The organism is Acidocella sp. KAb 2-4, from assembly GCF_020567705.1.
Taxonomy (GTDB): Bacteria; Pseudomonadota; Alphaproteobacteria; order Acetobacterales; family Acetobacteraceae; genus Acidocella.
The window spans coordinates 64,999-90,336 of record NZ_JAJDJU010000013.1 but is presented as its reverse complement, the minus strand read 5'-3'; the positions used below and the strand labels follow the sequence as shown (position 1 = coordinate 90,336).

20 protein-coding genes and 1 other RNA gene are annotated in these 25,338 nt (G+C 68.8%); 5 read left to right on the top strand and 16 right to left on the bottom strand.

The annotated features are described in order from the left end of the window. The 14 genes from LI953_RS10195 to LI953_RS10130 form a co-directional block, all read right to left on the bottom strand. Nucleotides 1-147 (bottom strand): glycosyltransferase (locus LI953_RS10195; RefSeq protein WP_227075973.1); only part of this gene is annotated, 147 nt, incomplete at its 3' end. Further along, nucleotides 144-1,262: an FtsW/RodA/SpoVE family cell cycle protein gene (locus LI953_RS10190; protein ID WP_227075967.1), complete on the bottom strand. Its 1,119-nt coding sequence runs from the start codon at nt 1,260-1,262 to the stop codon at nt 144-146. The genes LI953_RS10190 and LI953_RS10195, both read right to left, overlap by 4 nt. After that, on the bottom strand, nt 1,259-2,545 hold the full coding sequence (murD, locus tag LI953_RS10185; RefSeq protein ID WP_227075966.1) for a UDP-N-acetylmuramoyl-L-alanine--D-glutamate ligase: 1,287 nt from the start codon (nt 2,543-2,545) through the stop codon (nt 1,259-1,261). Before murD ends, LI953_RS10190 begins: the two co-directional genes overlap by 4 nt. Next, nucleotides 2,542-3,630, bottom strand: coding sequence for a phospho-N-acetylmuramoyl-pentapeptide-transferase (gene mraY / locus LI953_RS10180; protein ID WP_227075965.1), 1,089 nt, complete (start codon nt 3,628-3,630; stop codon nt 2,542-2,544). Before mraY ends, murD begins: the two co-directional genes overlap by 4 nt. Then, entirely contained in the window at nt 3,630-4,958 is a 1,329-nt protein-coding gene (gene murF / locus LI953_RS10175; protein WP_227075964.1) for a UDP-N-acetylmuramoyl-tripeptide--D-alanyl-D-alanine ligase, read from the bottom strand. The genes mraY and murF overlap by 1 nt, the downstream gene beginning before the upstream one ends. Then, the gene (locus tag LI953_RS10170) at nt 4,955-6,337 is read right to left on the bottom strand and encodes a UDP-N-acetylmuramoyl-L-alanyl-D-glutamate--2,6-diaminopimelate ligase (protein WP_227075963.1); all 1,383 of its coding nucleotides are present in this window, start codon (nt 6,335-6,337) and stop codon (nt 4,955-4,957) included. The genes murF and LI953_RS10170 overlap by 4 nt, the downstream gene beginning before the upstream one ends. Next, nucleotides 6,324-8,378 (bottom strand): penicillin-binding protein 2, encoded by a 2,055-nt coding sequence (locus LI953_RS10165; protein WP_227075962.1) that lies wholly within the window; start codon nt 8,376-8,378, stop codon nt 6,324-6,326. The genes LI953_RS10170 and LI953_RS10165 overlap by 14 nt, the downstream gene beginning before the upstream one ends. After that, nucleotides 8,375-9,169 (bottom strand): hypothetical protein, encoded by a 795-nt coding sequence (locus LI953_RS10160; RefSeq protein ID WP_227075961.1) that lies wholly within the window; start codon nt 9,167-9,169, stop codon nt 8,375-8,377. Before LI953_RS10160 ends, LI953_RS10165 begins: the two co-directional genes overlap by 4 nt. Beyond that, nucleotides 9,166-10,101 (bottom strand): 16S rRNA (cytosine(1402)-N(4))-methyltransferase RsmH, encoded by a 936-nt coding sequence (rsmH, locus tag LI953_RS10155; protein WP_227075960.1) that lies wholly within the window; start codon nt 10,099-10,101, stop codon nt 9,166-9,168. The genes LI953_RS10160 and rsmH overlap by 4 nt, the downstream gene beginning before the upstream one ends. Further along, nucleotides 10,098-10,544 carry a division/cell wall cluster transcriptional repressor MraZ gene (locus tag LI953_RS10150; protein WP_227075959.1) on the bottom strand — a complete coding sequence of 149 codons (447 nt, stop codon included), beginning with the start codon at nt 10,542-10,544 and terminating at the stop codon, nt 10,098-10,100. The genes rsmH and LI953_RS10150 overlap by 4 nt, the downstream gene beginning before the upstream one ends. A gap of 246 nt (nt 10,545-10,790) precedes the next feature. Beyond that, nucleotides 10,791-11,175, bottom strand: an RNA gene (gene rnpB / locus LI953_RS10145) — RNase P RNA component class A. A gap of 23 nt (nt 11,176-11,198) precedes the next feature. Beyond that, nucleotides 11,199-11,861, bottom strand: coding sequence for an N-acetylmuramoyl-L-alanine amidase (locus tag LI953_RS10140; RefSeq protein WP_227075958.1), 663 nt, complete (start codon nt 11,859-11,861; stop codon nt 11,199-11,201). Further along, the gene (locus LI953_RS10135) at nt 11,858-12,496 is read right to left on the bottom strand and encodes a LysE family translocator (protein ID WP_227075957.1); all 639 of its coding nucleotides are present in this window, start codon (nt 12,494-12,496) and stop codon (nt 11,858-11,860) included. The genes LI953_RS10140 and LI953_RS10135 overlap by 4 nt, the downstream gene beginning before the upstream one ends. Before the next feature lie 2 nt (nt 12,497-12,498). Next, nucleotides 12,499-13,272, bottom strand: a complete 774-nt coding sequence (locus LI953_RS10130; RefSeq protein ID WP_227075956.1) for a TerB family tellurite resistance protein — start codon at nt 13,270-13,272, stop codon at nt 12,499-12,501. Nucleotides 13,273-13,347: 75 nt separating this feature from the next. On the opposite strand from LI953_RS10130, the gene LI953_RS10125 reads away from it, so the two are divergent. Then, nucleotides 13,348-16,917 (top strand): hydantoinase B/oxoprolinase family protein, encoded by a 3,570-nt coding sequence (locus LI953_RS10125; RefSeq protein WP_227075972.1) that lies wholly within the window; start codon nt 13,348-13,350, stop codon nt 16,915-16,917. After that, nucleotides 16,914-19,685 carry an AsmA family protein gene (locus LI953_RS10120; RefSeq protein ID WP_227075955.1) on the top strand — a complete coding sequence of 924 codons (2,772 nt, stop codon included), beginning with the start codon at nt 16,914-16,916 and terminating at the stop codon, nt 19,683-19,685. Before LI953_RS10125 ends, LI953_RS10120 begins: the two co-directional genes overlap by 4 nt. Before the next feature lie 46 nt (nt 19,686-19,731). Here the strand turns inward: LI953_RS10120 and LI953_RS10115 are convergent, their stop codons facing one another. Next, nucleotides 19,732-20,058 carry an FYDLN acid domain-containing protein gene (locus LI953_RS10115; protein WP_227075954.1) on the bottom strand — a complete coding sequence of 109 codons (327 nt, stop codon included), beginning with the start codon at nt 20,056-20,058 and terminating at the stop codon, nt 19,732-19,734. Between the two features lie 102 nt (nt 20,059-20,160). Between LI953_RS10115 and aroA the strand changes: the two genes are divergently transcribed. From aroA to LI953_RS10100, 3 genes are all read left to right on the top strand, one after another. Next, nucleotides 20,161-21,495: a 3-phosphoshikimate 1-carboxyvinyltransferase gene (aroA, locus tag LI953_RS10110; RefSeq protein WP_227075953.1), complete on the top strand. Its 1,335-nt coding sequence runs from the start codon at nt 20,161-20,163 to the stop codon at nt 21,493-21,495. After that, nucleotides 21,492-22,124: a (d)CMP kinase gene (gene cmk, locus LI953_RS10105; RefSeq protein ID WP_227075952.1), complete on the top strand. Its 633-nt coding sequence runs from the start codon at nt 21,492-21,494 to the stop codon at nt 22,122-22,124. The genes aroA and cmk overlap by 4 nt, the downstream gene beginning before the upstream one ends. Nucleotides 22,125-22,193: 69 nt before the next feature. Then, nucleotides 22,194-23,834, top strand: coding sequence for a fatty acid--CoA ligase (locus LI953_RS10100; protein ID WP_227075951.1), 1,641 nt, complete (start codon nt 22,194-22,196; stop codon nt 23,832-23,834). A gap of 54 nt (nt 23,835-23,888) precedes the next feature. Here LI953_RS10100 and LI953_RS10095 read toward each other — a convergent pair whose 3' ends face one another. Beyond that, entirely contained in the window at nt 23,889-25,322 is a 1,434-nt protein-coding gene (locus LI953_RS10095; RefSeq protein WP_227075950.1) for an NAD-dependent succinate-semialdehyde dehydrogenase, read from the bottom strand. Nucleotides 25,323-25,338: the final 16 nt, after the last annotated feature.

The window sequence follows — 25,338 nt, the reverse complement described above, 5'->3', positions numbered from 1 at the left end:
GGCCAGCCCGCCCGAGCGTGCATCGGTGAGCAGCACCACACGTTCGCCGCGCGCCAGCAGCTCCGCCGCCAGCGCCTCGGCGGGGAAGAAATGCCCGCCCGTGCCGCCAGCGGCGATCACCACTGGTTTTGGCGCCCCGGCCCTCATCCGCCCTCTCCGGCATGGCGCTTTCGCGTGAGCGCCAGCAAAAACCCCATCTGAATCGCCACCGCCATCGCCGAACTGCCGCCATAAGAGAGAAACGGCAGCGTCATGCCCTTGGTCGGGATCAGCGATAGCGACGACGCCATGTTGACGAAGGCCTGCAACCCAAACCCCACGATCAGCCCGCCCCCGGCCAGCACCACGAACAAATTGCTCTCCGCCAGCAGCCGGAATAGCGCGCGCACCACGATGGCGGCGAACACCAGGATGATGAAGGCGCAGAAAAACAGCCCGAACTCCTCCCCCGCCACGGCGAATACGAAATCGGCGCGGGCATCTGGCAGGAAGTGCTTCACCTGCCCCTCGCCCGGCCCCAGCCCCCACATGCCGCCATTGCCAAAGGCCATCAGCGCCGTCTGCGCCTGGCTGCCCTTGGGCGGGTCGATGAACATCATCACGCGCGTATGCACGTGGGTGATGAAGAAGAACGCATAGACCAGCGCCAGCACCACCAGCACGGCGGCAATGCCCAGCCATTTCATATCCATGCCATCGAGATAAAACTGTGCCAGCACGACCATGGTGAAAAGGAAGGTCATGCCGATATCAGGCTGCATCTTCAGCACCAGCGCGGTGAGCAGATACACCCCCGCCGCCGCCCGCTTGCCCGGAAACCCCGGCGTGCGCCGCGATTCCGCGATCAGCCAGCCGGTGATGATGATGAAGGCCGGGCGCAGAAATTCGCTAGGCTGCACGGTGAATCCGGGCAGATCCAGCCAACGGTTGGCGCCATCCACCTCGGTGCCATGCACCAGGGTGAAGCCAGTGAGCAGAAAGAACACGATGCCCATGCCCAGCGCCGCCAGCTTCACCTGGCGCAGCCCGAGCATCGACATCCCCAGCATCGTCAGGCCGCTCACCATCAGAAAGAAGATCTGCTTGATCATCGCGATCGTGTGCGGGTCGCTGAGATGGGCCGAGGCGTTGGGCATCGCCGCCAGCGCCAGCACGTAGCCGATGCCGAGAAGGATCGCGAGGCCAAGCAGAGTCAGCCGGTCCACGCTCCACCACCAGCGGCCCAGCAGCGAGGTATCGGCGCGCGAGATCGGGCCCATCATGCCACTTCCTCCCGCGCCAGCCTGGCGAACACATCGCCGCGCACCTCGAAATTGGGGAACTGGTCGAAGCTCGCCGCCGCGGGCGAAAACAGCACAACCCCCGCCCCTTGCCTGGCCGCGGCAAAAGCCCGTGGCACCGCCGCCTCCAGCGTGCCGACATACTCCGCCGCCACCCCCGCCTGGCGCAGCCGCGCGGCGAAAGCCTCGCCATCCTGGCCGATCAGATAGGCTGCCTCGATGCGTGAATACAGCGGCTCCAGATCCTCGATCCCGCCCGCCTTGGCCACGCCGCCCGCGATCCACACGAAGCGCTCATGGCAGGCCATGGCCCGGCTGGCGGCGTCGGCGTTGGTCGCCTTGCTGTCGTTGATGAAGCGCACGCCGTGGCCCGCCGCCACCTCCTGCGCCCGGTGCGCGAGGCCCGGGAAGCTGGCGATGCCCTCGGCGATCGCCGCCTCGCCCACGCCCAGCGCCCGTGCCAGCGCGGCGGCGGCCAACGCGTTTTGCGCGTTATGCTCGCCCGCGAGCGCCTTCGCACCCGTTTCCTGGCCCCGGCCCGAGATGCGCACCACCGTCGCGGGCTGCGTATCCAGCCACGCCGCCATGACGCGCGAGGGCTCGTCATCCACCCCGATCACCGCCGTGCAGCGCGCATCCTGACGCGCGAAAATCGTCCGCTTGGCGGCCGCGTAGCCTTCCATGTCGCCGTGGCGGTCCAGATGGTCGGGGGAGAGGTTCAACATCACCGCGGCATCAAACCGGAGTGTCACGATTCGTTCCAACATGTAGCTGGACATCTCCAGCACATACACGCCCGCATCGGGCAAAATCGGCAGCGATAGCGCCGCCGGGCCCAGATTCGCCCCGGCCGCGTTCGGCACCCCGGCGACATTGAGGATATGCGCCAGCAGCGCCGTGGTGGTGGATTTGCCATTGGTGCCGGTGATGCCCGCGAACCGCGCCTTGGAGCCGCTGCCCCGCACCGCGCGGTAGAGCAGCTCGGCATCGGTGAGCACCGGCACGCCATGCGCCAGCGCCCAGGCCGCCTCCGGGTGCGGCTTGGGCAGCCGGTGCGGAATGCCGGGCGAAAGCACCAGCCCGTCCAGCCGCCCCGGCACGCCGGAGGGCGGGCACACCGCAAACCCCGCAGCGGCTTCCCGCGAGGCGGCGTTATCATCCCACACGAACACCTCGGCACCGAGCTCGCGCAGGCGCTGCGCCGCCGGCAGCCCGGCCCGCCCCAGCCCCAGCACCGCGTAACGCTGCCCGGAAAACACGCTCATCGGATTTTCAGGGTCGCGAGCCCAACCAGCCCCAGGATCATCGAGATGATCCAGAAGCGGATCACGATGGTCGGCTCCGCCCAGCCTTTCTTTTCGAAATGATGATGCAGCGGCGCCATCAGGAACACGCGCCGCCCGGTCCGCTTGAACCAGAACACCTGCACGATGACCGAGATGGTCTCCACCACGAACAGCCCGCCGACGATGGCGAGCACGATCTCGTTCTTGGTCGCCACCGCCACGGCGCCCAGCGCCCCGCCCAGCGAGAGCGAGCCGGTATCGCCCATGAACACCGCCGCCGGTGGCGCGTTGAACCACAAAAACCCCATCCCCGCGCCGATCAGCGCCGAGAGGAACACGGTCAGCTCGCCCACGCCGGGGATGAAGTTGATCTCCAGATACCCGGCGAAAATATGGTTGCCCGCGAGATAGGCGATCAGCCCGAACACCGCGGCGGCGATCATCGTCGGCACCGTCGCCAGCCCGTCCAGCCCGTCGGTGAAGTTCACCGCGTTGGCCGCGCCCATCATCACGAACAACGCCACGAACGGGAACAGCAATCCAAACGGAATCAGCAGGTTCTTGAACACCGGAACAGCCAGCCCGGTGGCGATGGCGGGCGGCATCAGGTGAATCATCCAGGCCGCCACGGCCAACCCAATCACGCTCTCGCCCAGCAGCCGCACCCGGCCGGACACGCCCTTGGTGTTACGCTTGGTCAGCTTGAGGAAATCATCAGCGAAGCCGATCGCGCCATAGCCGAACGTGACCGCCAGCGTCGCCCACACATAGCCGTTGCGTAAATCCGCCCAGAGCAGGGTGGACAGCCCCATCGCCAGCAGGATCAGCACGCCGCCCATGGTCGGCGTGCCTTTTTTCTCGACGAGATGCCGCTCCGGCCCATCGGTGCGGATCGGCTGGCCGTGCCGCTGCATCGCCTTGAGCTGGCGGATGACCTTGGGGCCGAGCCAGAAGCTGATGACCAGCGCCGTCAGGCACGCCCCGCCCGCCCGGAACGTGATGTAGCGGAACAGGTTAAACACATGCACATGCCCCGCGAGCGGGAAGAGTAAAGCGTATAGCATCAGCCGGGGCTTTCCAGATGCGAGATGACGTCACGCATGCGGCTGCCATAACTTCCCTTAACCAATACGGTGTCCCCCGCCCGGAGCGCGGCTTTCACCAGCGGTGCCAGGCTGGCCGCGTCAGGCGCATGCGCGCCCTGTTTGGCCGGGGGAAGCGAGTCGAACAAGGCTCTGCTGTGCGTGCCGCAGGCAAAAACAAGATCCGCCCCGCGAGTCAATTCCGGCAGCAGCGCCAGATGCTCCTCCCGCGCATGCTTGCCGAGTTCCAGCATATCGCCCAGCACCGCCACATGCCGCCCCGGCTGCAAGGCCAATACCGCAAAGGCCGCGCGCATCGAGGCGCCGGAGGCGTTGTAGCTCTCATCCAGCAGCAGCGCGGTGCCGCCGCTGGTTAGGCGCAGTTCGCGCCGCGTGCCGCGCCCGGCGAAGGGGGTGAACCCGTCCAACGCCGCCGCCGCCTCCAGCCCCAGCGCCACCCCGGCCGCCAGCGCGGCGAGGGCATTTCGGGCCATGTGCAGCCCCGGCGCGGCGAGCCTTAGGCGCACCACGGTGCTACAAATATCGGCTTCAATTTCAGAGCTTTCCGGCCCGCTCTTCACGTCGAGCAACCGCGCCTCGGCGCCGCACACCAGCTGGCGGCACCCCGCCGGCACAGCCGCGCGCAACAAATCGAGGAACGGCGTGTCGCCCGGCAGCACCGCTGCCCCGCCCGGCTCCAGCCCGCTATAGATCGAGGCCTTCTCCCGCGCGATCGCCTCCTCCGAGCCCATCAGCCCGAGATGCGCCTTGTCCACGCAGGTGACGATGGCGACATGCGGGCGCACCAGCGCCACCAGCGGCGCGATCTCACCCGGGTGGTTCATGCCAATCTCAAACACGCCGAATTTCGCGCCGCGCGGCATCCGCGCCAGGGTCAGGGGCACGCCGATATGGTTGTTGAAGCTGGCCTCGGCCGCATGCACGGCACCAAATCCGCCCAGCATCCGGCGCAGCATCTCCTTGGTCGTGGTCTTGCCCACGCTGCCGGTTACCGCCACGATCTTCGCCGCCGAACGCGCCCGCGCCGCCGCGCCCAGCCGCTCCAGCGCCCGCAGCGTGTCCTCCACCAAAATGGTGTTGCCTTCCATCGGCCGCGAGACCAGCGCCGCCGCCGCCCCCCTGGAGAAGGCCGCGGCCACGAAATCATGCCCGTCCCGCTCGCCTTGCAGCGCCACGAAAAGATCGCCCGGCTGTAGCGTGCGCGTATCGATGCTAATGCCGCTCACCGCATAGCCGCGCGCCACGCCCAGCGCCGCGGCCAGTTCCTGCGCGTCCCACAGCGCGATCATGCCGCACCGCCCAGCTCACGGATCACCGCGGCGTCGTCGAACGGGATCACCTCGCCCTTTACGATCTGCCCCTGCTCATGCCCCTTCCCGGCCACCACCAGCACATCGCCCGCGCGCAACCCCTCCAGCGCCGCCGCGATGGCCGCGCGCCGATCGCCAATCTCACGCGCCCCCGGGCATGCGGCCATAATCGCGGCGCGGATCGTCGCCGGGTCCTCGGAGCGCGGATTATCATCGGTCACAAACATCACATCCGCCCCCGCGGCGGCGGCCTCGCCCATCAGCGGGCGCTTGCCCGCATCGCGGTCGCCCCCGGCGCCGAACACGATATGCAGCCGCCCCGCCGCATGCGGGCGCAGCGCGCTCAGCACCCGGGCGATGGCGTCCGGGGTATGGGCGTAATCGACATAGGCCGCCGCGCCATTGGGCAGCACCAAGGCGCGCTCCAGCCTTCCGCGCACCCCGCGCAGTTGCGGCACGAGCTCAAACGCCTCCGCCACCCCCACGGCCTCGGCCAAGCTCGCCGCCAGCATCGCGTTATCGGCCTGGAACCGGCCCGGCAAATGCAGCTCCACGCGCCGCCCGGCGCAGACCACTTCCTGCCCGTCCGGCCGCGGCCGCACCTGTTCCACCGCCACCGTTTCAAACTCCAGCCCCTTCTCGGCGGCGATGGCGCGCAGCCGCGCCAGCACACCGGGCTCAAGATCGGCCATCGCCCGCGCCGCCGCGCCGCGCTTGAGCAGCGTGGTGAACAGGCGCAGCTTGGCCTCGGCATAGGCCGCCATGGTGCCGTGATAATCCAGATGGTCGCGGGTGAGATTGGTGAATCCGGCGGCGCAGAAGCGCAGGCCATCCAGGCGGCTCTGCTCCAGCCCGTGGCTGGAGGCCTCCATCGCCACATCGGTCACGCCGTCGCGCGCCAGCTCGGCCAAGGTGTTGGCCAGTGTCACCGGGTCGGGCGTGGTGAGGCTCTCGCTCACCGGGCGGCCCGGCGCGATCACCCCCAGCGTGCCCAGCGACGCCGCCTTGCGCCCAGCCAGCGCGAAAATCTGCCGCAGGAAATCCACGGTGCTGGTCTTGCCGTTGGTGCCGGTCACCGCCACCAACCGCTCGGGCATTCTGCCCGCCAGCTCCACCGCCAGCTCGGCCAGCCTCGCGCGCGGCGCGGCGGCGGTGATCAGCCGGCGCGGCGGCACGCCGGGCGGCCATTGCGTGCCCTCGGGCGCCAGCACCGCGATCGCGCCCCGCGCCACCGCCTCGGCGATGAAGCGCCGGCCATCCGCCTTCGCCCCCGGCAGGGCGGCAAACACATAACCGGGCCGCACCGCCCGGCTATCGGCTGTAATGCCGGTCACCCCCTGCAACTCAGGCCTGCCCATCGTTCCCGCCATCCCGCGCCGTCATATGGCTGCCCATCATTGGTGAGACCGGCGCCATGATCCCGTCATGGCGCACATGCGTGCTGCGCGACGCCGAAGGCTCGGGCGCCAGATTGTCATTGGCCTGCGCGTGCGGCATCGCCGGCGGCTGCGGCGGCTTCTCGCCCAGCAGCTCATAGGCGAAGGCATTGGCCCCCGGCGGCAGTGGGTTGCCCGGCCCCAGCGCCCGCGCCCCCGGCGGCGCCGTGGGGTTGAGCGGCACGGTGAGCTGCTGCTGCAACTGCGCCAGTTGGTCGCCCGTGTCGGGTAGAATGCCCAGCATCGGCCCGATGCGCGCGATGATCCGCGACACCGCCGGCGCGGCGATATAGCCGCCAGTGGTGAAGCCGTAGGTTGTGGCGTCCGGCTTGGGTTGCAGCACCAGCACATAGACCACGTATTGCGGGTCCTCCATGGGGAAGGCCGCCATGAACGAGGCGTTATTGGTGTGCTTCAGATACCCGCCATTCGGCCCCACCACCTGGGCGGTGCCGGTCTTGCCGCCGACGATATAGCCCGGCACCTGCGCGTTCTTGCCGGTGCCGAACAGCACCACATTGGTCATCATCTTGCGCATCAGGTCCGAGGTGCTCTGCTGCATGACCCTTACGCCCTGCGGCGGGTTGTTCGGGTCAATCTTCAGCAGCGTCGCCGGATAGCGCACGCCTCCATTCACGATCGGCAGCGTCGCCGTCACCAGTTGCAGCGGGCTGATCGCAATGCCGGCGCCGAATGAAACGGTAAGTGTGGTCGCCAGCCCCCAATGGTTGAGCGGATGAAATTGCGGCATCGGCGGGCCGGGGAGCTGCACGTCGGAGGGGCGCAAGAGCCCCTGCTTGGCGTACCAAGCCTGCTCGATCTGCGGCCCCAATATGGCGGCGATACGTGAGGCGCCAATGTTGGAGGAGACATTCAGGATCTCCGGTATCGCCATCCAGGTTTTTGCCGGCTCGAAATCAGTGATGTAGAAATGCCCGATCCGCAGCGGGTGTGTGGTGTCGAAATAATCCCAGTAATGCACAGCCCCGGCATCCAGCGCCATCGCCACGGTTTGCAGCTTGAATACCGAGCCGGGCTCGTAGGTGCCGGTCACGCAGCGGTTGAACTGGCTGTCACGGCTGGCATTGCCATAACCGTTCACGTCGTAATCCGGCAGGCTGGACATCGCCAGGATCTCGCCGGTATGCGCGTTCATAACGATGGCGCAGCCGCCCGGCGACTGAAATTCCTTCACCGCCGCGGCCAGTTCGTCATGCACGATGCTCTGGATGCCCGCATCGATCGACAAGACCAGCGGCTGCGGGTTGGAGGTCAGGCGCTGGTTGAAATATTGCTCGACCCCGGCCAGCCCGGTGCCGTCCACCCTCACCCCGCCCAAAATATGCGAGGCCAGATCGCCATCGGGGTAGTGCCGCTCCTCTTTATTCTCGAAATACACACCCGGAATGCCGAGCGAGTTCACCGCCAGCTCCTCTTGCGGGGTAAGCTTGCGGTTGAGATAGACAAATTCCTTGCGCTTGCTCACCGGCACCCCGGCGCCCAGCTTCAGCGCCGTGTCGGCCACGTTGATACCCGGCATCGCATTGGCCAGAAGCTGCGCCGCGGCCTCGGGGTCGGGCACTTGCTGCGGGTCGGCATACAGCTCCGCCCCTGGCAGCGACACGGCGAGGATGGTGCCATTGCGGTCGGTGATGTCGGCGCGCGAGGGCGGCGGCGGGGTCATGTCGAGCTGCGGTTGCATCGCCGCGATCTGCGCGGCGCTGGGCAGCAGCGGATGCACCACCGTGGACCAAGTGAGTTTGGCCGCGAGCACGCCATATAGGCCGAGAAACAGCAGCGCCGCGATCACCATGCGCCCGCGCGCCTTGTCCAGCACCCGGCGCTGATCGAGGTCCGAGCCCGTGACGCGCACATTCTCCATCAGCGGCACGGCGCCGCCGCGTTCCGGCGCGCCCTTACGCCGCGCCGGCGGCGGCTCCCCCGGCCGGAGCGTTAATGTCAATTGCCGCCCCCTTGGGCCATGCCGAGCACGGAGCCGCCGTCATCGATCGGCATCGGCGCCGGGGCGGGCGCCGCACTCGCCACCGCGCGCACCGACATCACCTGCGCCCCGATCGGCTCGGTGCGTGGCATGGGCATGGGGGCTGGGGTGGCGGCGGCATAAAGAGCCGAGCCGGTCTGCTCATGCGGCACACGCACGTTGTGGCGCACCACGTGCCGTATCTCCGCCCCGGCGCTGGCCAGGCGCTCGGGCGCCGGGGCGCGCTTCACCGCCGGCTTGGGCGCGGCAGGCGCGGGCGCGGGCGCCGTGGCGGCGGCGAGTTGCACCGGCGCGGCGGGCTTGGCCGCCGGGGCGGCGGCTGCGGGTTGCGCCTGCGCCACCTGTGCGGGCGCCGGCGCGGCCGGTTGCGTGGCCGCCGGGGAGGGCGCGGCGGGCGCCGCCTGGGCAAGCTGCGGCATGGCGGGCACCGGATCAGCCGGATTAACCCCCGGCACCGGGCTGCCCGGCGCTGGTAGCGCGCCGCCCAGGCTGGCCAGCGTCGTCAGCTGCCCCGGCTTCATCGGCTGCAACCCGGTGAATTGCGCCGCCAGCGCTGCCAGCCGCGACGGGTCCGCCTCCAGCGCCCACTGCGCCTGCAGCACGCGGATGCTCTGCTCGTCCTGGCGCGTCGCCTCCGTCACCGCCGAAAGCTGGTCGTCCAGCATCTCGCTATGGTGTTTGACCATGAACAGATACGCGCCGGAAAACGCGAACATCATGCCGCTGATCAGGGTGAGAGGACGTACGATCATGCCGCGAGCCTTTCCATGACGCGCAGCTTGGCGCTGCGGGCGCGGGGGTTGGCGTTGAGTTCGGCCGCGCCGGGGGTGACGGGCGATTTCGTCACCAGCGTGAAGCGCGGCTTGGCCTGGGCCATCAGCCCGGCCGGGTCGTGGCGCGAGGCGCCGGGCAGCCGCCCCGCCTGCGCCGCGAAGAATTGTTTGACGATCCGGTCCTCCAGCGAATGGAAGCTGACCACCACCAGCCGTCCGCCGGGGTTGAGCAGCTCGGCCGCCTGCTCCAGCGCCGCCGCCACATCCCCAAGCTCATCGTTGACCGCGATGCGCAGCGCCTGAAAGCTTCTCGTCGCCGGGTCCAGCCCCGATTTATCCGGTCTCACGACACTCCGTATCACGCCGGCCAGATCGGCCGTCGTCGTAAATTTCTGCACTCTTCGCCGCTCGACGATCGCCTTCGCCACTCGCCGCGCGGCCTTCTCCTCTCCGAATTCGTAGAAGATATCCGCCAGTTCGGATTCGGGGCAAAAGTTCACCAGCGCCGCCGCGGTTTTTTCGCCATCGCCCATGCGCATGTCCAAAGGCCCGTCATGGCGGAACGAGAAACCGCGCGCCGGATCGTCAATCTGGTAGGAGGACACACCAAGATCGAACACCGCGCCATCGAGCGCCAAAACCCCGCGCGCCGCCAGCAGCTCCGCAATCTCGCTGATTCTGCCGTGGCAAATCTCGAAGCGGCCGGGATACGCCGCCATCATCTCGCGCCCGCGCGCCACCGCCGCCGGGTCGCGGTCGATGGCGATCAGCCGGCAATCCGCCACCTCCAAAATCGCGCGCGCATAGCCGCCGCCGCCAAAGGTGCCATCGAGGTAAACGCCGCCATCGCGCGGCCGCAACATGCTCACAGCCTCACCGCGTAAGACCGGAATATGTGAAAATTCTGTCATGGCGCTGGCGCTCCGAAGGCGATCTTTGGCGCCGCCGCGCAGGACGCCGCGAGGAAGGCGCGCCCCGCCTCCGGCGCCCAGATATGGAAATGATCGCCCCGGCCCAGGAAATACACCGCATCAACCAGCTGCGCCCGGGCCGCCAGATGCGCCGGGATCATGATCCGCCCCTGCGCGTCCAGCTCCACCTCCGCCGCTTGGCTGTAAACCACGCTAGCCAGGGCGTAATGCTCGGGGTCGGTCTCGGCCAGCGCGTCCACCTTCGCCTGAAACTTCGCGTAATCGGGCAGCGGCCAGGCCTCCACACAGCCATCCAGCAGCGAGGGGCGCAGCACCAGCGTCATCTCCGGCGTCGCCTTCCAGACATTGCGGAACGCCGCCGGGACGGAAACCCGCCCCTTCGCGTCCAGCTTGTTTTCATGCGCGCCAAAAAGTCGCTTCATCTCGCGTCCAACGTGGGGCCTTCCACCACTTTATGGGAAATCATGGGTTCCTTCCCCACTAGCATGCCGCAACCGCCCCCGTCAAAGAGATTTGCCGGAGTCCAGCCGCGAATCACCGCGAATCTCGCTGGCGGAATCAGCGGATTTCCCAATCCATGTTCTCTCTTTGTTCACAACCCGAGATGCGCCACTGCGGCAGATCAATTCCGCCTCCGGCACGACCACGCTGCCCAGAACAAAGCAGAAAAATCCAGACGGTCTGTAAGCCGGGTTCTGTCCACGCCCGAAGGCGCTGGACGGCCATTCATCTGGGACGGACGTTACCGCCCGCCTCGCGCAACCAACCCGGGCGGCGAACCGGAAACCGTTCCGCGCCCATGGTTGCCCACGGCGCCGGCCGCCCCTATTCGGTCTTGCTCCCGGTGGGGTTTACCCTGCCCTCTCTGTTACCAGCGAGGCGGTGCGCTCTTACCGCACCATTTCACCCTTACCCGGGGCAAGCCCGCGGGCGGTATGTTTCTGTGGCACTATCCCTGGGGTCGCCCCCGCCGGCCGTTAGCCGGCACCGTATTTCCGTGGAGCCCGGACTTTCCTCCCGTGGTTTCCCACCGGCGGCCGTCCAACCGTCTGGAAGGCCCGCTCTACCCTCACCGCTCAGTCGCGGTCAACCAGGGCGCGCAGCGCGGCGGCGCGGGCGGCGGTTTGGCCCGTCATCCCCTGGCCCAGCGCCTCGGGCAGAAAATGCCGCTGAAAGGCGCGGATCACGTCATCTTCCGGCAAGCTCAGATCGTAACCAATCGCCGCCAAATCCGCCCGCCAATCACCGGGCGGCGCGAAATCATCGGTCCACACGCCGATCCCCGCCCGCGCCAGCCCCTGCCAGTCAAACAGCTCGCCGGGGTCCTGCTTGCGGTTGGGGGCGATGTCGGAATGCGCGACGACATTGCGCGGCGGGATCGGGTGGCGCGCGAGAATACCCAGGCACAGCTCGCGCACCGCCGCCATCTGCGCCCCCGGAAACGGCCTGTAGCCCCATTCATGGCCGGGGTTGACGATCTCGATGCCGACCGATGCGCCATTGAGCAGGCGCTGCCCGCGCCAATACGAGATGCCCGCATGCCAGGCGCGCTTCTCCTCCGGCACCAGGCCATATACCGCGCCATCCTCATCCACCACGTAATGGCTGGAGACCTTGGAAGCGGGCGAGCATAGCAGCTCGATCGCCGATTGCGCCGTCGGCATGCCGGTATAGTGCAGCACCAGCACGCTCACCGTCTCGCCGCGCTCGTCGAAATTGGGGGAAGGACGCAGGATCATGCGGAAAGCCTCCGGGTCAGCAGCAGGTCGAGCCCTAGCGCCACCATCAGCCCGCCCGCCCCCTGGCGCACACGGGTGATCGCCGCCGCGCGCCCGGCCAGCGAGCCGCGCACCGCCCCCGCCGCCAGCGCCACGGCGAGGTCCGCGCTGGTGTTCAGCGCCACCGAGACCAGCCCCAGCGCCGCGAATTGCAGCGCCACATGCCCGCGCGTCAGATCGACGAATTGCGGCAGGAAGGCGAGGAAGAACGCCGCCGTCTTCGGGTTCAGCGCCTCCACCAATATGCCATCCACCACCGCCCGGCGCGGATCAGCCGGGCGCGGCGCCACCGCCTGCAATATCTGCCCGTCGCGCCGGGCGCCGCGGATCATGCCGATGCCCATCCACACCAGATACGCCGCCCCGGCCAGCTTGAGCAGCGCGAACAGCTTGGCGCTGGCCAGCACCAGCGCCGACACCCCGGCCGCCCCGGCCACCACATGCACCATGCCGCCAATGCCGGTGCCCGCGCCCGAGGCCAGCCCCTCCAGCCGCCCCGCCGCGAGGCTGCGCGTGCTCACATAGAAAATACTCGGCCCCGGCAGCACCGCCAGCACCAGCGCCGCCGCCAGAAACACTTCAAAATGCGGAAACATCGCTACAGCCGCCGCTCGCGCTTGATGGCGTCGTAGGCGGCGTTGATCCGCGCCACCTTCTCCGAGGCCAGCTTGATCCGGCTGGCCGAGGCGCCCTGCGAGGCCAGCACATCAGGGTGATGCTCACGCACCAACTGCTTCCAGCGGGCGCGGATCTCCTCGGCGCTGGCGTTGCGGCGCAGGCCGAGCACGGCATAGGCGTCCTCGGTGGGCTGCGCCGCCGCCGCCCCGCCCGCGGCCCGGCGTATCGCCGCCTCATCCAGCCGGAAGGCTTGGCCCACCCGCGCCAGAAACGCCGCCTCCGCCCCGTTCACCGCGTCATCGGCGCGGGCGACCTGATACAGCCCGGCCAGCACCTGCTCCAAAATCCCCCGGCTGTCGGAGAACGCCTGCCCCAATTGCAGGGCGTAGCGCTCAAACCCCTCGGCGCTGTCGCGCGCGCTGTCGAACAGCCTGCCCACCTCGGCGGCGTTTTCAGGCGGGATCGCGAAACTGGTCTTGAACCCAGCGATCTCGGCGCGGTTCACCGGGCCGTCGCATTTCGCCAGCTTGGCGGCGAGCACGGTCACGCTCACGGCGAAAACCTGGTCCCGCCCGCCGAGCATGGCGGTTGTCCGCGCATCGTCGAACGGCATCACCCGGTCGCCGAAAAACGAAAACGCCTGAAACTTCCCCTCATCCGCCGCGTGGCCCAGCGCCGCGCCAAACAGCGCCCCTACCGGCCCACCCATGGCGAACCCGGCCAGCCCGCCGATGAACTTGCCCCAATAACTCATGCGCGCAGTCTAGCACGCCCTTGAACCCGGCCCAACAATCGGACATCAACCAAGGCGGCATTGTTGGGCAAGGGCATGGGCTGGCAGTTCTGGATCGATCGCGGCGGCACGTTCACCGACATCGTGGCGCGCACCCCCGCGGGCACGCTGGAAACAAAGAAGCTGCTCTCAGAAAACCCCGGCCGGTACCGCGACGCCGCGGTGCAGGGCATCCGCGATTTCCTCGGCCTGCCTCCCGGCGCGCCGATCCCCGCGGGTGTCATCGACGGCGTGAAGATGGGCACCACCGTGGCCACCAACGCGCTGCTGGAGCGCAAGGGCGCGCGCACGCTGCTGCTCATCAACTGCGGCTTTGGCGATCTGCTGCGCATCGGCAACCAGGCCCGGCCGAAACTATTCGACCTCGATATCCGCCTGCCCTCGATGCTGTATGAGCGTGTCGCGGAAATCACCGGCCGCGTCTCGGTGCGGGGCGAGGAGATCGAGCCGCTCGACGAAGCGTCCGCCCTGGCCGCGCTACGTGCCGCCCGCGCGGCGGGGATCGAGGCGGTGGCCATCGCCCTCATCCACGCCTGGAAATACCCGGACATGGAGCAGCGCCTCGGCGCGCTGGCGGCGCAGGCGGGGTTCTCGCAAATCTCGCTCTCACACATCGCCAGCCCCCTGCTGCGCCTGGTTCCGCGCGCCGACACCACGGTGGCCGACGCTTATCTCTCCCCGGTGCTGCTGCGCTACATCGCCCAGGTTGCCGAAGGCTTAAACGGAGCGCGGCTCTATTTCATGCAATCGCATGGCGGGCTGGCGCGGGCCGACGCCTTCACCGGCAAGGACGCCATCCTCTCCGGCCCGGCGGGCGGCATTGTCGGCGCCGTGCGCACCGCCGCCGCGGCGGGCTTCAACGCCGTCATCGGCTTCGACATGGGCGGCACCAGCACCGATGTCGCGCTCTATGACGGCGCCTTCCAGCGCAGCCTGGAAACCGAGATCGCCGGAGTGCGGCTGCGCGCGCCCATGCTCGCCATCAACACCGTGGCGGCGGGTGGCGGCTCCATCCTGTCTTTCGACGGTGCGCGCCTGCGCGCCGGACCCGAGAGCGCCGGCGCCCATCCTGGCCCCGCCGCCTACCGCAAGGGCGGGCCGCTCACGGTTACCGACGCCAATGTGCTGCTCGGCAAGATCCTGCCCGCGCATTTCCCCGCCATTTTTGGCCCCGAGGGCAACCAGCCGCTCGACGCCCAAACCGTGCGCGACAAATTCACCGCCCTGGCGGCGCAGGTGGGCGGCTACACGCCCGAGCGGCTGGCCGCGGGCTTTATCCAGATCGCGGTGGCCAACATGGCCCAGGCGATCCGCCAGATTTCTGTGCAGAAGGGCCTCGACCCGGCCGATTTCACCCTGGTCTGCTTCGGCGGCGCGGGCGGGCAGCATGCTTGTCTGGTGGCCGATGAGCTGGGCATGGACCGCGTCTTCATCCACCCCTTCGCCGGAGTGCTCTCGGCCTATGGCATCGGCCTGTCCGATTTCGCGCTGCTGCGCGAGCAGGCGGTGGAACTACCCTTCACCCCCGAGGCCCTGCCCGCCTTGGCGGCAACCGCCGCGCGCTTGGCGGGCGAGGCCGAAGCCGCGCTCAGCGCCCAAAACCCCGGCGCCACGGTGGGCCATAGCGTGACCGTGCTGCTGCGCTACGCGGGCACCGACACCGCTTTGCCAATAAAATTCAATATCTTCAATGAGATGGAATCAGAATTTACCGCCGCGCATCAGCGCCTGTTTGGCTTCACCACGCCCGAAAAACCGCTGGTGGCGGAAACAATCCTGGTCGAGGCCAGCGCCCCGGGCGAGGCGTTGCATGAACCCGATCTTCCCCCCGCCCCGCTGCCCGCGCCGCTGGAAACCACCACCATCTTCACCGGCGGTGAAACCCGCCGCGCCCCGGTTTATGACCGTGCCGCGCTCGGCGCCGGCGCGCTCATCTCCGGCCCGGCGATCCTGCGCGAGGCCATCGCCACCACCATCGTCGAGCCGGGCTGGACCGCCGAGATCACGGCGCGCAACCACTGCATCCTGCGCCGCACCGCCCCGCGCGCGGGCGAAACCATCGCCGACGCCTCCCGCCCCGACCCAGTGCGGCTGGAGCTCTTCGTCAATCTGTTCATGTCCATCGCCGAGCAGGCGGGGGCCGTGCTGCGCAACACCGCGCAGAGCGTGAACATCAAGGAACGCCTCGACTTCTCCTGCGCGATCTTTGATTGTGAAGGAAATCTCGTCGCCAACGCGCCGCATGTGCCGGTGCATCTCGGGGCCATGGGGGCCTCGGTGCGCCATGTCATCGCCCGGCGCGGGGCCACGCTGCGCCCTGGCGACGCCGTGGCCCTCAACAACCCCTATGCCGGCGGCACGCATCTGCCGGACATCACGCTCATCACCCCGGTCTTCGACGAGGCGGGCGCGCAGATCCGCTTCTTCACCGCCTGCCGCGGCCATCATGCCGATATTGGCGGCCTCACCCCCGGCTCCACCCCGCCCTTCTCGACCACGCTGGAGGAAGAAGGCGTGGTCATCGACAATTTCCTGCTGCTCGCGGGCGGGGTATTCCAGGAAGCCGCGTTCCGCGTCCTGCTGGCCAGGGCCAAATACCCGGCCCGCAACCCGGACCAGAACGTGGCCGACATCAAGGCCCAAATCGCCGCCAACGCCACCGCCGCGGCGGCGCTGGCGCGGGTAATCGCGCGCTATGGCTGGCCCGTGGTGCGCGCCTATATGGGCCATGTCATGGACAATGCCGAGGCCGCCACCCGCGCCGCCATCCGCAAGCTCCAGAACGCCGATTTCACCTACAGCATGGATGACGGCACGCCCTTGCGCGTCGCCCTGCGCATCGACCGCGCCAACGCCGCCGCGACCATCGACTTCACCGGCACCGGCGCGGCGGGGGCGAATAATTTCAACGCCCCCGAGGCCGTAACCACGGCGGCGGTGCTCTATGCCTTCCGCTGCCTCACCGGCACCGAACTGCCGCTCAACGAGGGCTGCCTGAAGCCGCTCACCATCATCATCCCCGAGGGCAGCTTCCTCAGCCCGCCACCCGGTTCCGCCGTGGTCGCGGGCAATACCGAGGTCTCGCAGGCGGTGACGGTGGCGCTGCTGGGCGCGATGGGAGCTTGCGCCTCGGCCCAGGCGACCATGAACAACTTCCTGTTCGGCAATGCCCGCCACCAATATTACGAGACGATCTGCGGCGGCGCCGGGGCCGGGCCGGGGTTTAACGGCTGCTCGGCGGTGCATACGCACATGACCAACACCCGCATCACCGACCCCGAAGTGCTCGAACTGCGCTTCCCCGTGCGGGTGGAGGAATTTTCCATCCGCAAAAACTCCGGCGGCGGCGGAAAATTCACCGGCGGGGATGGCGTTACGCGCAAAATCCGGTTTTTAGAACCCATGACCGCCACCATCACCGCCTCGCGCCGCACCATCGCGCCCTTCGGCCTTAACGGCGGCGCGCCCGGCACTTGCGGCGCGCAATATGTCGAGCGCGCCGACGGCGCCGCCGAACCCCTGCCCGGCTGCGCGGCGGCGGAGCTGGCGGCGGGCGATGCCTTCGTCATCGAAACCCCCGGCGGTGGCGGGTACGGCGCGCCTTGAGCAAAAAAAACGCCCTCTGGCTGCTCCCGCTCGGGCTGCTTCTGGCCCTGCTCGGCGCGCTGCTGGCGCTGCCCGGCTTCGTCGGCTCGCAGGCGCACCGCCCGGCCATTGAGGCCTTCGCCTCCTCGCTGATCGGGCGGCAGGTGCATATTGGCGGGCGGCTCAAGCTCGCCCTGCTGCCCCGGCCCGAGATCGCCGCCACCAATGTCACCATCTCCGGGCCCGACAACGAGGTGATCACCGCCCAGGCCTTGGTCATGGACATCTCGTTGCCGGCCCTGCTGCGCGGACAACTCGCGGTGCAGACGCTCAATCTCGACCAGCCGAGCGCCGACTTCCCCTGGCCGCTGCCCGCCGGGCCGCAATCCGTCGCCCCGCCGCCCTGGCTGGCGGCGCTGCACGCACATATTAACAACGGTACCATACGCTTCGGCGGCATCGGCTTCACCGAGGTCAACGCCGATTTGTTCACCGGCCAAGGCGGCGCGGTCAGCGTCTCGGGCAATGGCGCGCTGTTCGGCCAGGGCGTCACGCTCAGCCTGGCGCTGGGGCCAGTGGCGCTCGACCAATCCGCGCCGCTCTCCATCCAGGCCGGGCTTCTCGGGGCGAGCCTCGATGTCTCTGGCACGCTGAACGGGGATAGCAGCCTCACCGGGCAGCTCACCGCCAAGCTGCCGCAGGGCATCGCCGCCAGCGCCACGCTGGCGGTGGATGGCAACGGCATCACCGCCAGCCAGCTCAGCCTCACCCAGGGCCAGGCCAGCCTCTCGGGCAATGCCGGCTTCAGCTTCGCCCACCCCGGCCTGAGCGCCACGCTCAGCGGCCAAAACCTCGACCTCGACGCCCTGCGCGCCGCCGCCGCCAACCTGCCGCCGGTGTGGACATCGCTGCCACCGCTCGCCCTCACCCTGCAAGCCAGCAACGTGACCCTGGCCGGGCAGAGCTTCCCGGCGCTGCAAACCAGCCTCGCCACCGGGCCGGGCGGGCTGGCGGTTAACAGCCTCGCCCTCACCCTGCCCGGCGGCGGCACGCTCGGCGCCAGCGGCAGCCTCAGCCCCGCCGGAGCTGCCAATTTCCAGACCAGCCTGAGCGTGCCCGACACCGCCGCCCTGGCCGCCGCCTATCACGCCACCGCCCCCGCCAACTGGCCGAGCGCGCATCTCACCGCCACCCTCACCGGCACCCTGGCCAGCCCGGCGCTGCAAAACCTCTCCGGCACGCTGGGCGCGGACCATGTCTCCGGCAATCTCGCGCTCACCGCCGGGCGGGCCGATGGCAGCCTGAGTTTCGACCATCTGGCGCTGGCACCGCTGATTACCTGGGTCGGGCAGACCCAGGGCAAGGGCGTGGTGTTCGATGGCGAGATCGCCGCCGCGCACGCCGATGCCGGGCCGGTGAAGCTGCAAAACCTCGCGGTGGACGCGGCGCTGGACGGCACGCTCAACATCCGCCGCGCCACCGCCAATCTTTATGGCGGGCTGGCCGCGGGCAGCTTCACGCTCGATGCCTCGGGCCGGGTCACCTCGGCGCACGGGTTTTTGCAGATCCCCTCCGCCGCGCCGCTCGCCGCGTTGCTGCCCGCGGCCTGGACGCCGCCCGCCGCACTCACCCAGCCGCGCCTCTCGCTGCTGGTCGCGGCGCGCGGCCCGGCCGATGCGCTCGCCACCAGCGCCGTCGCCACGCTGGGTGATTTCACGGTTACCGCCGCCCCGGTCATCGATCTCACCCACATGACCGCCACGGGCGCCTTCTCGCTGCGCCACCCGGATGCGATCGCCGCGCTGCAACTGCTGGGGCTGGAGCATGACGTGGCCTTCCCCGGCCCTGGCTCGATCTCGCTGCGCGCGCGCGTCAGCGCCTCGGCCGACACTTACGGGCTCAATGATTTCGTGCTCAGCCTCGGCGCGCTTTCCGCCACCGGGCAGGTGATGGTGCAAAAGGGCGCCATCTCCGGGCAGATCGACGCTGACACCCTGGCCCTGCCGCCGCTGCCCGCCAGCCTGCCCCTGCCGGGCAGCCTGCCCGTGCAGGGCAAGATCGGCCTTAGCGCCAACCGCGTGCTCTATGCCGGCACCCCGATTCTCGGCGCCGCCAGCGCCAGCCTCACCCTGGGGGCGAACAGCGCCAAGCTCGCCCTCACCCGCGCGCAGCTGGGCGGCGGCACCGTCTCCGGCAGCCTTGCCGCCACGCTCAGCCCCACCGCCGCGCCAGAGTTCAACCTCAATCTGCTGGCGCAAAACGTCAACGCGCCCGCCCTGGCGTTGCCGGTGCGCTTTCCCTACAGCCTGCCGAGCGGCACGGTGAACGCCACCGCCAGCCTCACCGCCAGCGGCTACAGCCCCAAGAACTGGCTGGCCACGCTGGGGGGCACCGCCACGCTCACCGCCACGCATGGGCGGCTCGGCGGCATCAGCCTTGGCAATTTCGCCGCCGCGCTGGGCAAGCCGGACGCCGCGCCCAAGCTGCGCGCCGCCCTCGCCGCCGGCAGCACGGCCTACACCACGCTCAGCCTCGCCGGCACGCTGGCGCAGGGCAATTGCACCCTCACTCAACTCAGCCTCACCGGGCCGCAAGGCAGCATCACCGGCGCCGATGGCAGCGGTATCGACCTGTTCGACCAATCCCTCGCCCTGCGCCTCAGCCTGCACCCGGCGGTGAAACCGCCGCTCAGCACCACGCTGCTTGTGCTCGGCCCCTGGCGCGCGCCGCGCCACAGCGCCCAGTTGAAAGCGGCGCTGGGCTGGCAAGCCCCGGCGCCAAAGCCATAAAAAAACCCGGCCTCTCGGCCGGGTTTCTTGTTAGCGCGCGGGCTGGTTACCGCTCGTCGTCATTGCCTTCTGGCTGCACGTCGATATCGGCGTCGATCACGCCGGTATCGTCGTCGAGGTCATCCGCATCCTCCAGAATGTCCTCGTCATCGCCGTCATCGGGCACTTCCACATCCACGTCGTCCCCGTCGAGCATCGGCTTCGCCACCTTCTTCTGCTCTTCGGGCTGCGGTGCGGCGCGTTTCAGCCGCGGCTGCTCAGCCGGCTGCTCGGTGCCGCATTTCGGGCACATCGCCGGTTCCTTGCCGAGGTCGAAAAACCGCGCGCCGCAAGACACGCAGGTATGTTTTTCTCCAAGCTCTGGTTTCGCCATGTCCAACCTCAGGTCAAATCTGCATCTCGTGGTCCAAGGGCGGCGCGATGCCATGCCCGGCGGCCTATGTCAAACCGGCTTAGCCGTGCTAATCGGCCCGGCATGAACTTGTCCACGCCCCGCCCGCACCGCTCCGCCCGTCCCGCAGCGCCGCTCTCCGGCCAGATCGCCGTGCCCGGCGACAAATCCATCAGCCACCGCGCCCTCATGTTCGGCGCGCTAGCGGTGGGGCAGACCCGCATCACCGGCCTGCTGGAGGGCGAGGACGTGCTGCGCACCGCCGCCGCCATGCGCGCCTTGGGGGCCGAGATCACCCGCGATGGCGCCGATTGGCTGGTCGCCGGGCGCGGCATTGGCGGCCTCACCGAACCGGCGGACGTGCTGGACATGGGCAATTCCGGCACCGCCGCGCGGCTGCTCGCGGGCATCCTGGCCAGCCACGACCTGTATGCGGTGATGACCGGCGACGCCAGCCTGCGCAAACGCCCGATGGCCCGTGTGATCGAGCCGCTGAAGGGCACGGGCGCGCAATTCTTCGCCCGCGCGGGCAACCGCCTGCCGCTCACCATCGTCGGCACGCGCGAGGCGATGCCGCTCACCTACCGTCTGCCCGTGGCCTCGGCGCAGGTGAAATCCGCCATCCTGCTCGCCGGGCTCAACGCGCGCGGCGTCACCGAGGTCGAGGAACCGGAGCCGACCCGCGACCATTCCGAGAACATGCTGCGCCATTTCGGCGCCGAGGTTTCCGTGGCTCGGGCGGGCAAGGGCCGCGTCATCCGCCTCACCGGCCAGCCGGAGCTGCGCGCCGCCGATGTGGTGGTGCCGGGCGACCCGTCCTCCGCCGCCTTCCCCATCGCCGCCGCGCTGCTGGTGCCCGGCTCGCGCGTGATCATCGCCAATGTCGGGCTCAACCCGCTGCGCACCGGCCTGTTCGAGACGCTGCGCGAGATGGGCGCGGACCTCGCCATCGAGAATGCCCGTGTCGAAGGCGGCGAGCCGGTGGGCGACATCGTGGCCGCGCATGCCGCACTGCGCGCCGTCGATGTTCCCGCCGAGCGCGCGCCGAGCATGATCGACGAATACCCGGTGCTCGCCGTGCTCTGCGCCGCCGCCAGCGGCACCTCGCGCTTGCGCGGGCTGTCCGAGCTGCGGGTGAAGGAATCCGACCGCCTCTCCGCCACCGCCGCGCTGCTGCGGGTGAACGGCGTGCGTGTCGAGATCGAAGGCGACGACCTGATCATCCACGGCACCGGCGCCATCCCCGGCGGCGGGCTGGTGGAGACGCATATGGACCACCGGCTCGCCATGTCCGCCCTGGTGCTGGGCCAGGCCAGCCGCGAGCCGGTGCGCATCGACGATGCGAGCTTCATCGACACCTCCTTCCCCGGCTTCCTGAAACTCATGCGCGGCCTCGGCGCCGACATGGCGGCGGCGTGATCATCGCGATCGACGGCCCCGCCGCCGCGGGCAAGGGCACGCTTGCCAAGCGCATCGCCGCCGCGCTCGGCCTGCCATATCTCGACACCGGCATCCTCTACCGCGCCACCGCCAAGCGCGTGCTGGAGGCCGGAGCCGACCCCGCCGACACCAAAGCCGCCCTGGCCGCCGCGCAAAGCCTGGGCAAGGCCGACCTCGCCCGCACCGATCTGCGCGACGCCGCCACCTCGCGCGCCGCCAGCCAGGTCGCCTCCATCCCCGAAGTGCGCCAAGCGCTGCTCGACTTCCAGCGCCATTTCGGCAATTCCCACGGCGCGGTGCTGGATGGGCGCGATATCGGCACCATCATCTTCCCGCATGCCGATGTGAAACTATTCGTCACCGCCAGCGTCGAGGCCCGGGCCGAGCGGCGCTATAAGGAATGCCTCGCCCGCGGCGAGCCGGTGGCGCTGGTCGAAGTGATCGCCGATGTGCAGGCGCGCGACGAGGCCGACCGCACCCGCGCCGCCGCGCCGCTGATGAAGGCGCCGGACGCGGAGCTGATCGACACCACGCATATGAATGCCGACGAGGCCTTCGCCTATGCGCTGGCCCGGATTCGCGCCCTCACCACGCACGCGGCGGGCTGAACGGGCCGCTTGTAAATCCGGTCCAACGGGCCATTATCGCTCCCAACCATAACGAACCGGGAGCGAACCATGCCGGCCCATGATTATCAGCTGCTGATCAAAAACCTGCTGAAGACGCCGCTCGCCCAGGCCAGCCGCAAGCAGATCGTCTATCGCGGCACGCAGCGCTTCACCTACCCGGAGCTGGCGGCGCGCATCCACCGCCTGGGTGGGGCGCTGGGCGCGCTGGGCGCGCTGCGCGGCACCCGCGTGGCGGTGATGGACTGGGACTCGCACCGTTATCTTGAAGCCTATTTCGCCGTGCCGATGCTCGGCTGCACGCTGATGATGGTGAATATCCGCCTCAGCCCGGAGCAGATCGCCTACACCATCGACCATGCCGAGGCGGAAATCCTGCTCATCAACAAGGATTTCTACCCGGTCTTCGCGCAGATCCGCGACAAGCTGCCACGGCTGCGCCATATCGTCTGCCTCAGCGATGATGGCACAGCCGAGCCCATCGGTGGCGCGCTTTACGCGGGGGAGTACGAGGCGCTGCTCGCCGCCGCCACGCCGGTCGCGGAATTCCCGGATTTCAGCGAATACACCATTGCCACCACCTTCTACACCACCGGCACCACCGGCCTGCCCAAGGGCGTGTACTTCACCCACCGCCAGCTCGTGCTGCACACGCTCACGCTGATGTCCACGGTGCTGATGGGCGGGATGAACGGGCGCGTCTCGCGCGAGGATGTGTATCTCCCCCTCACCCCGATGTTCCATGTGCATGCCTGGGGCTTCCCCTATGTGGCGACGCTGATGGGGATGCAGCAGGTCTATGCCGGGCGGTTCCTGCCCGCCACCGTGCTTCGGCTGCTGGCCAGCGAGGGCGTGACCATCTCGCATTGCGTGCCGACCATCCTGCACATGATCCTCACCGCCCCCGAGGCCAGGGAGATCGACCTCGATGGCTGGCGGGTAATCATCGGCGGCTCGGCCATGCCGCAGGCGCTCTGCCGCGCCGCTCTGGCGCGCGGGATCGACGTGTTCACCGGCTATGGCATGTCAGAGACCTGCCCGATCCTCTCCCTCGCCCAGCTCAAGCGTGATTCCGAGCCCGGCGCCCCCGGCGCGGAGAAGGATGTGGCGATCCGCTGCTCCACCGGCCTGCCCGCCGCGCTGGCCGAGATCGCCATCGTCGATGAGGACATGAACCCCCTGCCGCATGACGGCAAGAGCATGGGCGAGATCGTCGCCCGCGCCCCCAGCCTCACCGCCGGCTACACCAAAAACCCCGAAGCCTCCGAGGCGCTCTGGCGCGGCGGCTGGCTGCATACCGGCGATATCGGCACCATCGACGCGGAGGGCTATCTGCACATCGCCGACCGCAGCAAGGACGTGATCAAAACCGGCGGGGAATGGATCTCCTCGCTGGCGTTGGAGGACATCCTGCTGCGCCACCCGGCGGTGAATGAATGCGCGGTGATCGGCATCGAGAACGCCCGCTGGGGCGAACGTCCGGTCGCCATCGTCGTGCTCAAACCCGATGCCGAGACGACCGAGGAGGAGCTGAAGGACGAGGTGCGCAAGCGCGTCGATGCCGGGGAGCTGTCGCGCTACGCCATCCCCGACCATGTGGTGTTCGCCCTGGAGCTGGAGAAAACCTCCGTCGGCAAGCTCGACAAAAAGCGCATGCGCGCGATTTACGGCGTGCTCGCCAGCCAGCCGTGACAAAAAAGGCGGCATCCGCGCGGATGCCGCCTCGTTGCCTCAGCCGGGCGCGGCTTAGGCGCTCGCCTGGGTGACGAACTTGGTCACCAGATAGGGCTCTAGCCCTTCGGCGCCGCCCTCGGAGCCATAGCCTGAATCCTTGACGCCGCCGAACGGCGTCTCCGGCAGGGCCAGGCCGTGGTGGTTGATGCCGACCATGCCCGCCTCGATGCGCGCGCCCAGCGCCGTGGCGGTGGCGGTGTTGCGCGTGTAGGCGTAGGCGGCGAGGCCGTATTCCAGCCGGTTAGCCTCGGAGATGGCGTCATCCAGGGTCTTGAACGGCAGGAACAGCGCCAGCGGGCCAAACGGCTCCTCGTTCAGCACGCGGGAATCGGGGGCGAGATCCGTGAGCACGGTCGGCTCGAAGAAATAACCCTTATTGCCGATGCGCTTGCCACCGGTGCGCACCTTGCCGCCCTTCTGCACCGCATCCGCGATCAGCCCTTCCATGGCCGCCACGCGACGGTCATTGGCAAGCGGCCCCATGGTGGTGCCAGCCTCCAGCCCGTTGCCCACCTTGAGCGCCTCACACTTGGCCACGAACTTCTCCAGGAACGGCTCATACACGCCCTCCTGCACGATGAAGCGCGTCGGCGCCACGCAGACCTGCCCGGCATTGCGGAACTTGTTGGCGGCCAGGATGGTGGCGGCCTGGTCGAGATCGGCGTCGTTGAACACGATGCTCGGCGCGTGCCCTCCCAGTTCCATGGTCGCGCGCTTCATGTGCTTGCCCGCCAGCGCGGCGAGGTGCTTGCCCACCACGGTGGAGCCGGTGAAGGAGATCTTGCGGATCACCGGATGCGGGATCAGATACTCCGAAATCTCGGCCGGGACGCCGAACACCAGCTGCACCACGCCCTGCGGCACGCCGGCATCCACATAGGCGCGCACCAGCTCGGCGCAGGAGGCCGGGGTCTCCTCGGGCCCCTTCAGGATGAACGAGCAGCCCGCCGCCAGCGCCGCGGAGATCTTGCGCACCGCCTGCGACATCGGGAAGTTCCACGGGGTGAAGCCCGCGACCACGCCCACCGGCTCGCGCAGCGAAAGCTGGTACACGCCCGGCACACGGTTGGGGATGACGCGGCCATAGGCGCGGCGGCCTTCCTCGGCGAACCAGTCGATCACATCGGCCGAACCCATGATCTCGATCTTGGCCTCGCCCACCGGCTTGCCCTGCTCCATGGTCATCAGCCGGGCGATGGCGTCGGCGCGCTCGCGGATGAGATCCGCGGCCTTGCGCATGATCTTGGAGCGGTCATAGGCGGTCATCGCCTTCCAGGTGGCGAAGCCCTTGGCGGCATGGTCCAGCGCCTCGTCGAGATCATCGGTGCCCGCATGCGCGAGCTTGCCCAGCACCTCCTCGGTGGCCGGGTTGATCACGTCGAGGGTGCGGCCGCCGCGCGCCGCGCGCCACTCGCCGCCAATATGCAGCAATACGTCCTGGTACATTTCTCGATTCCTCTCA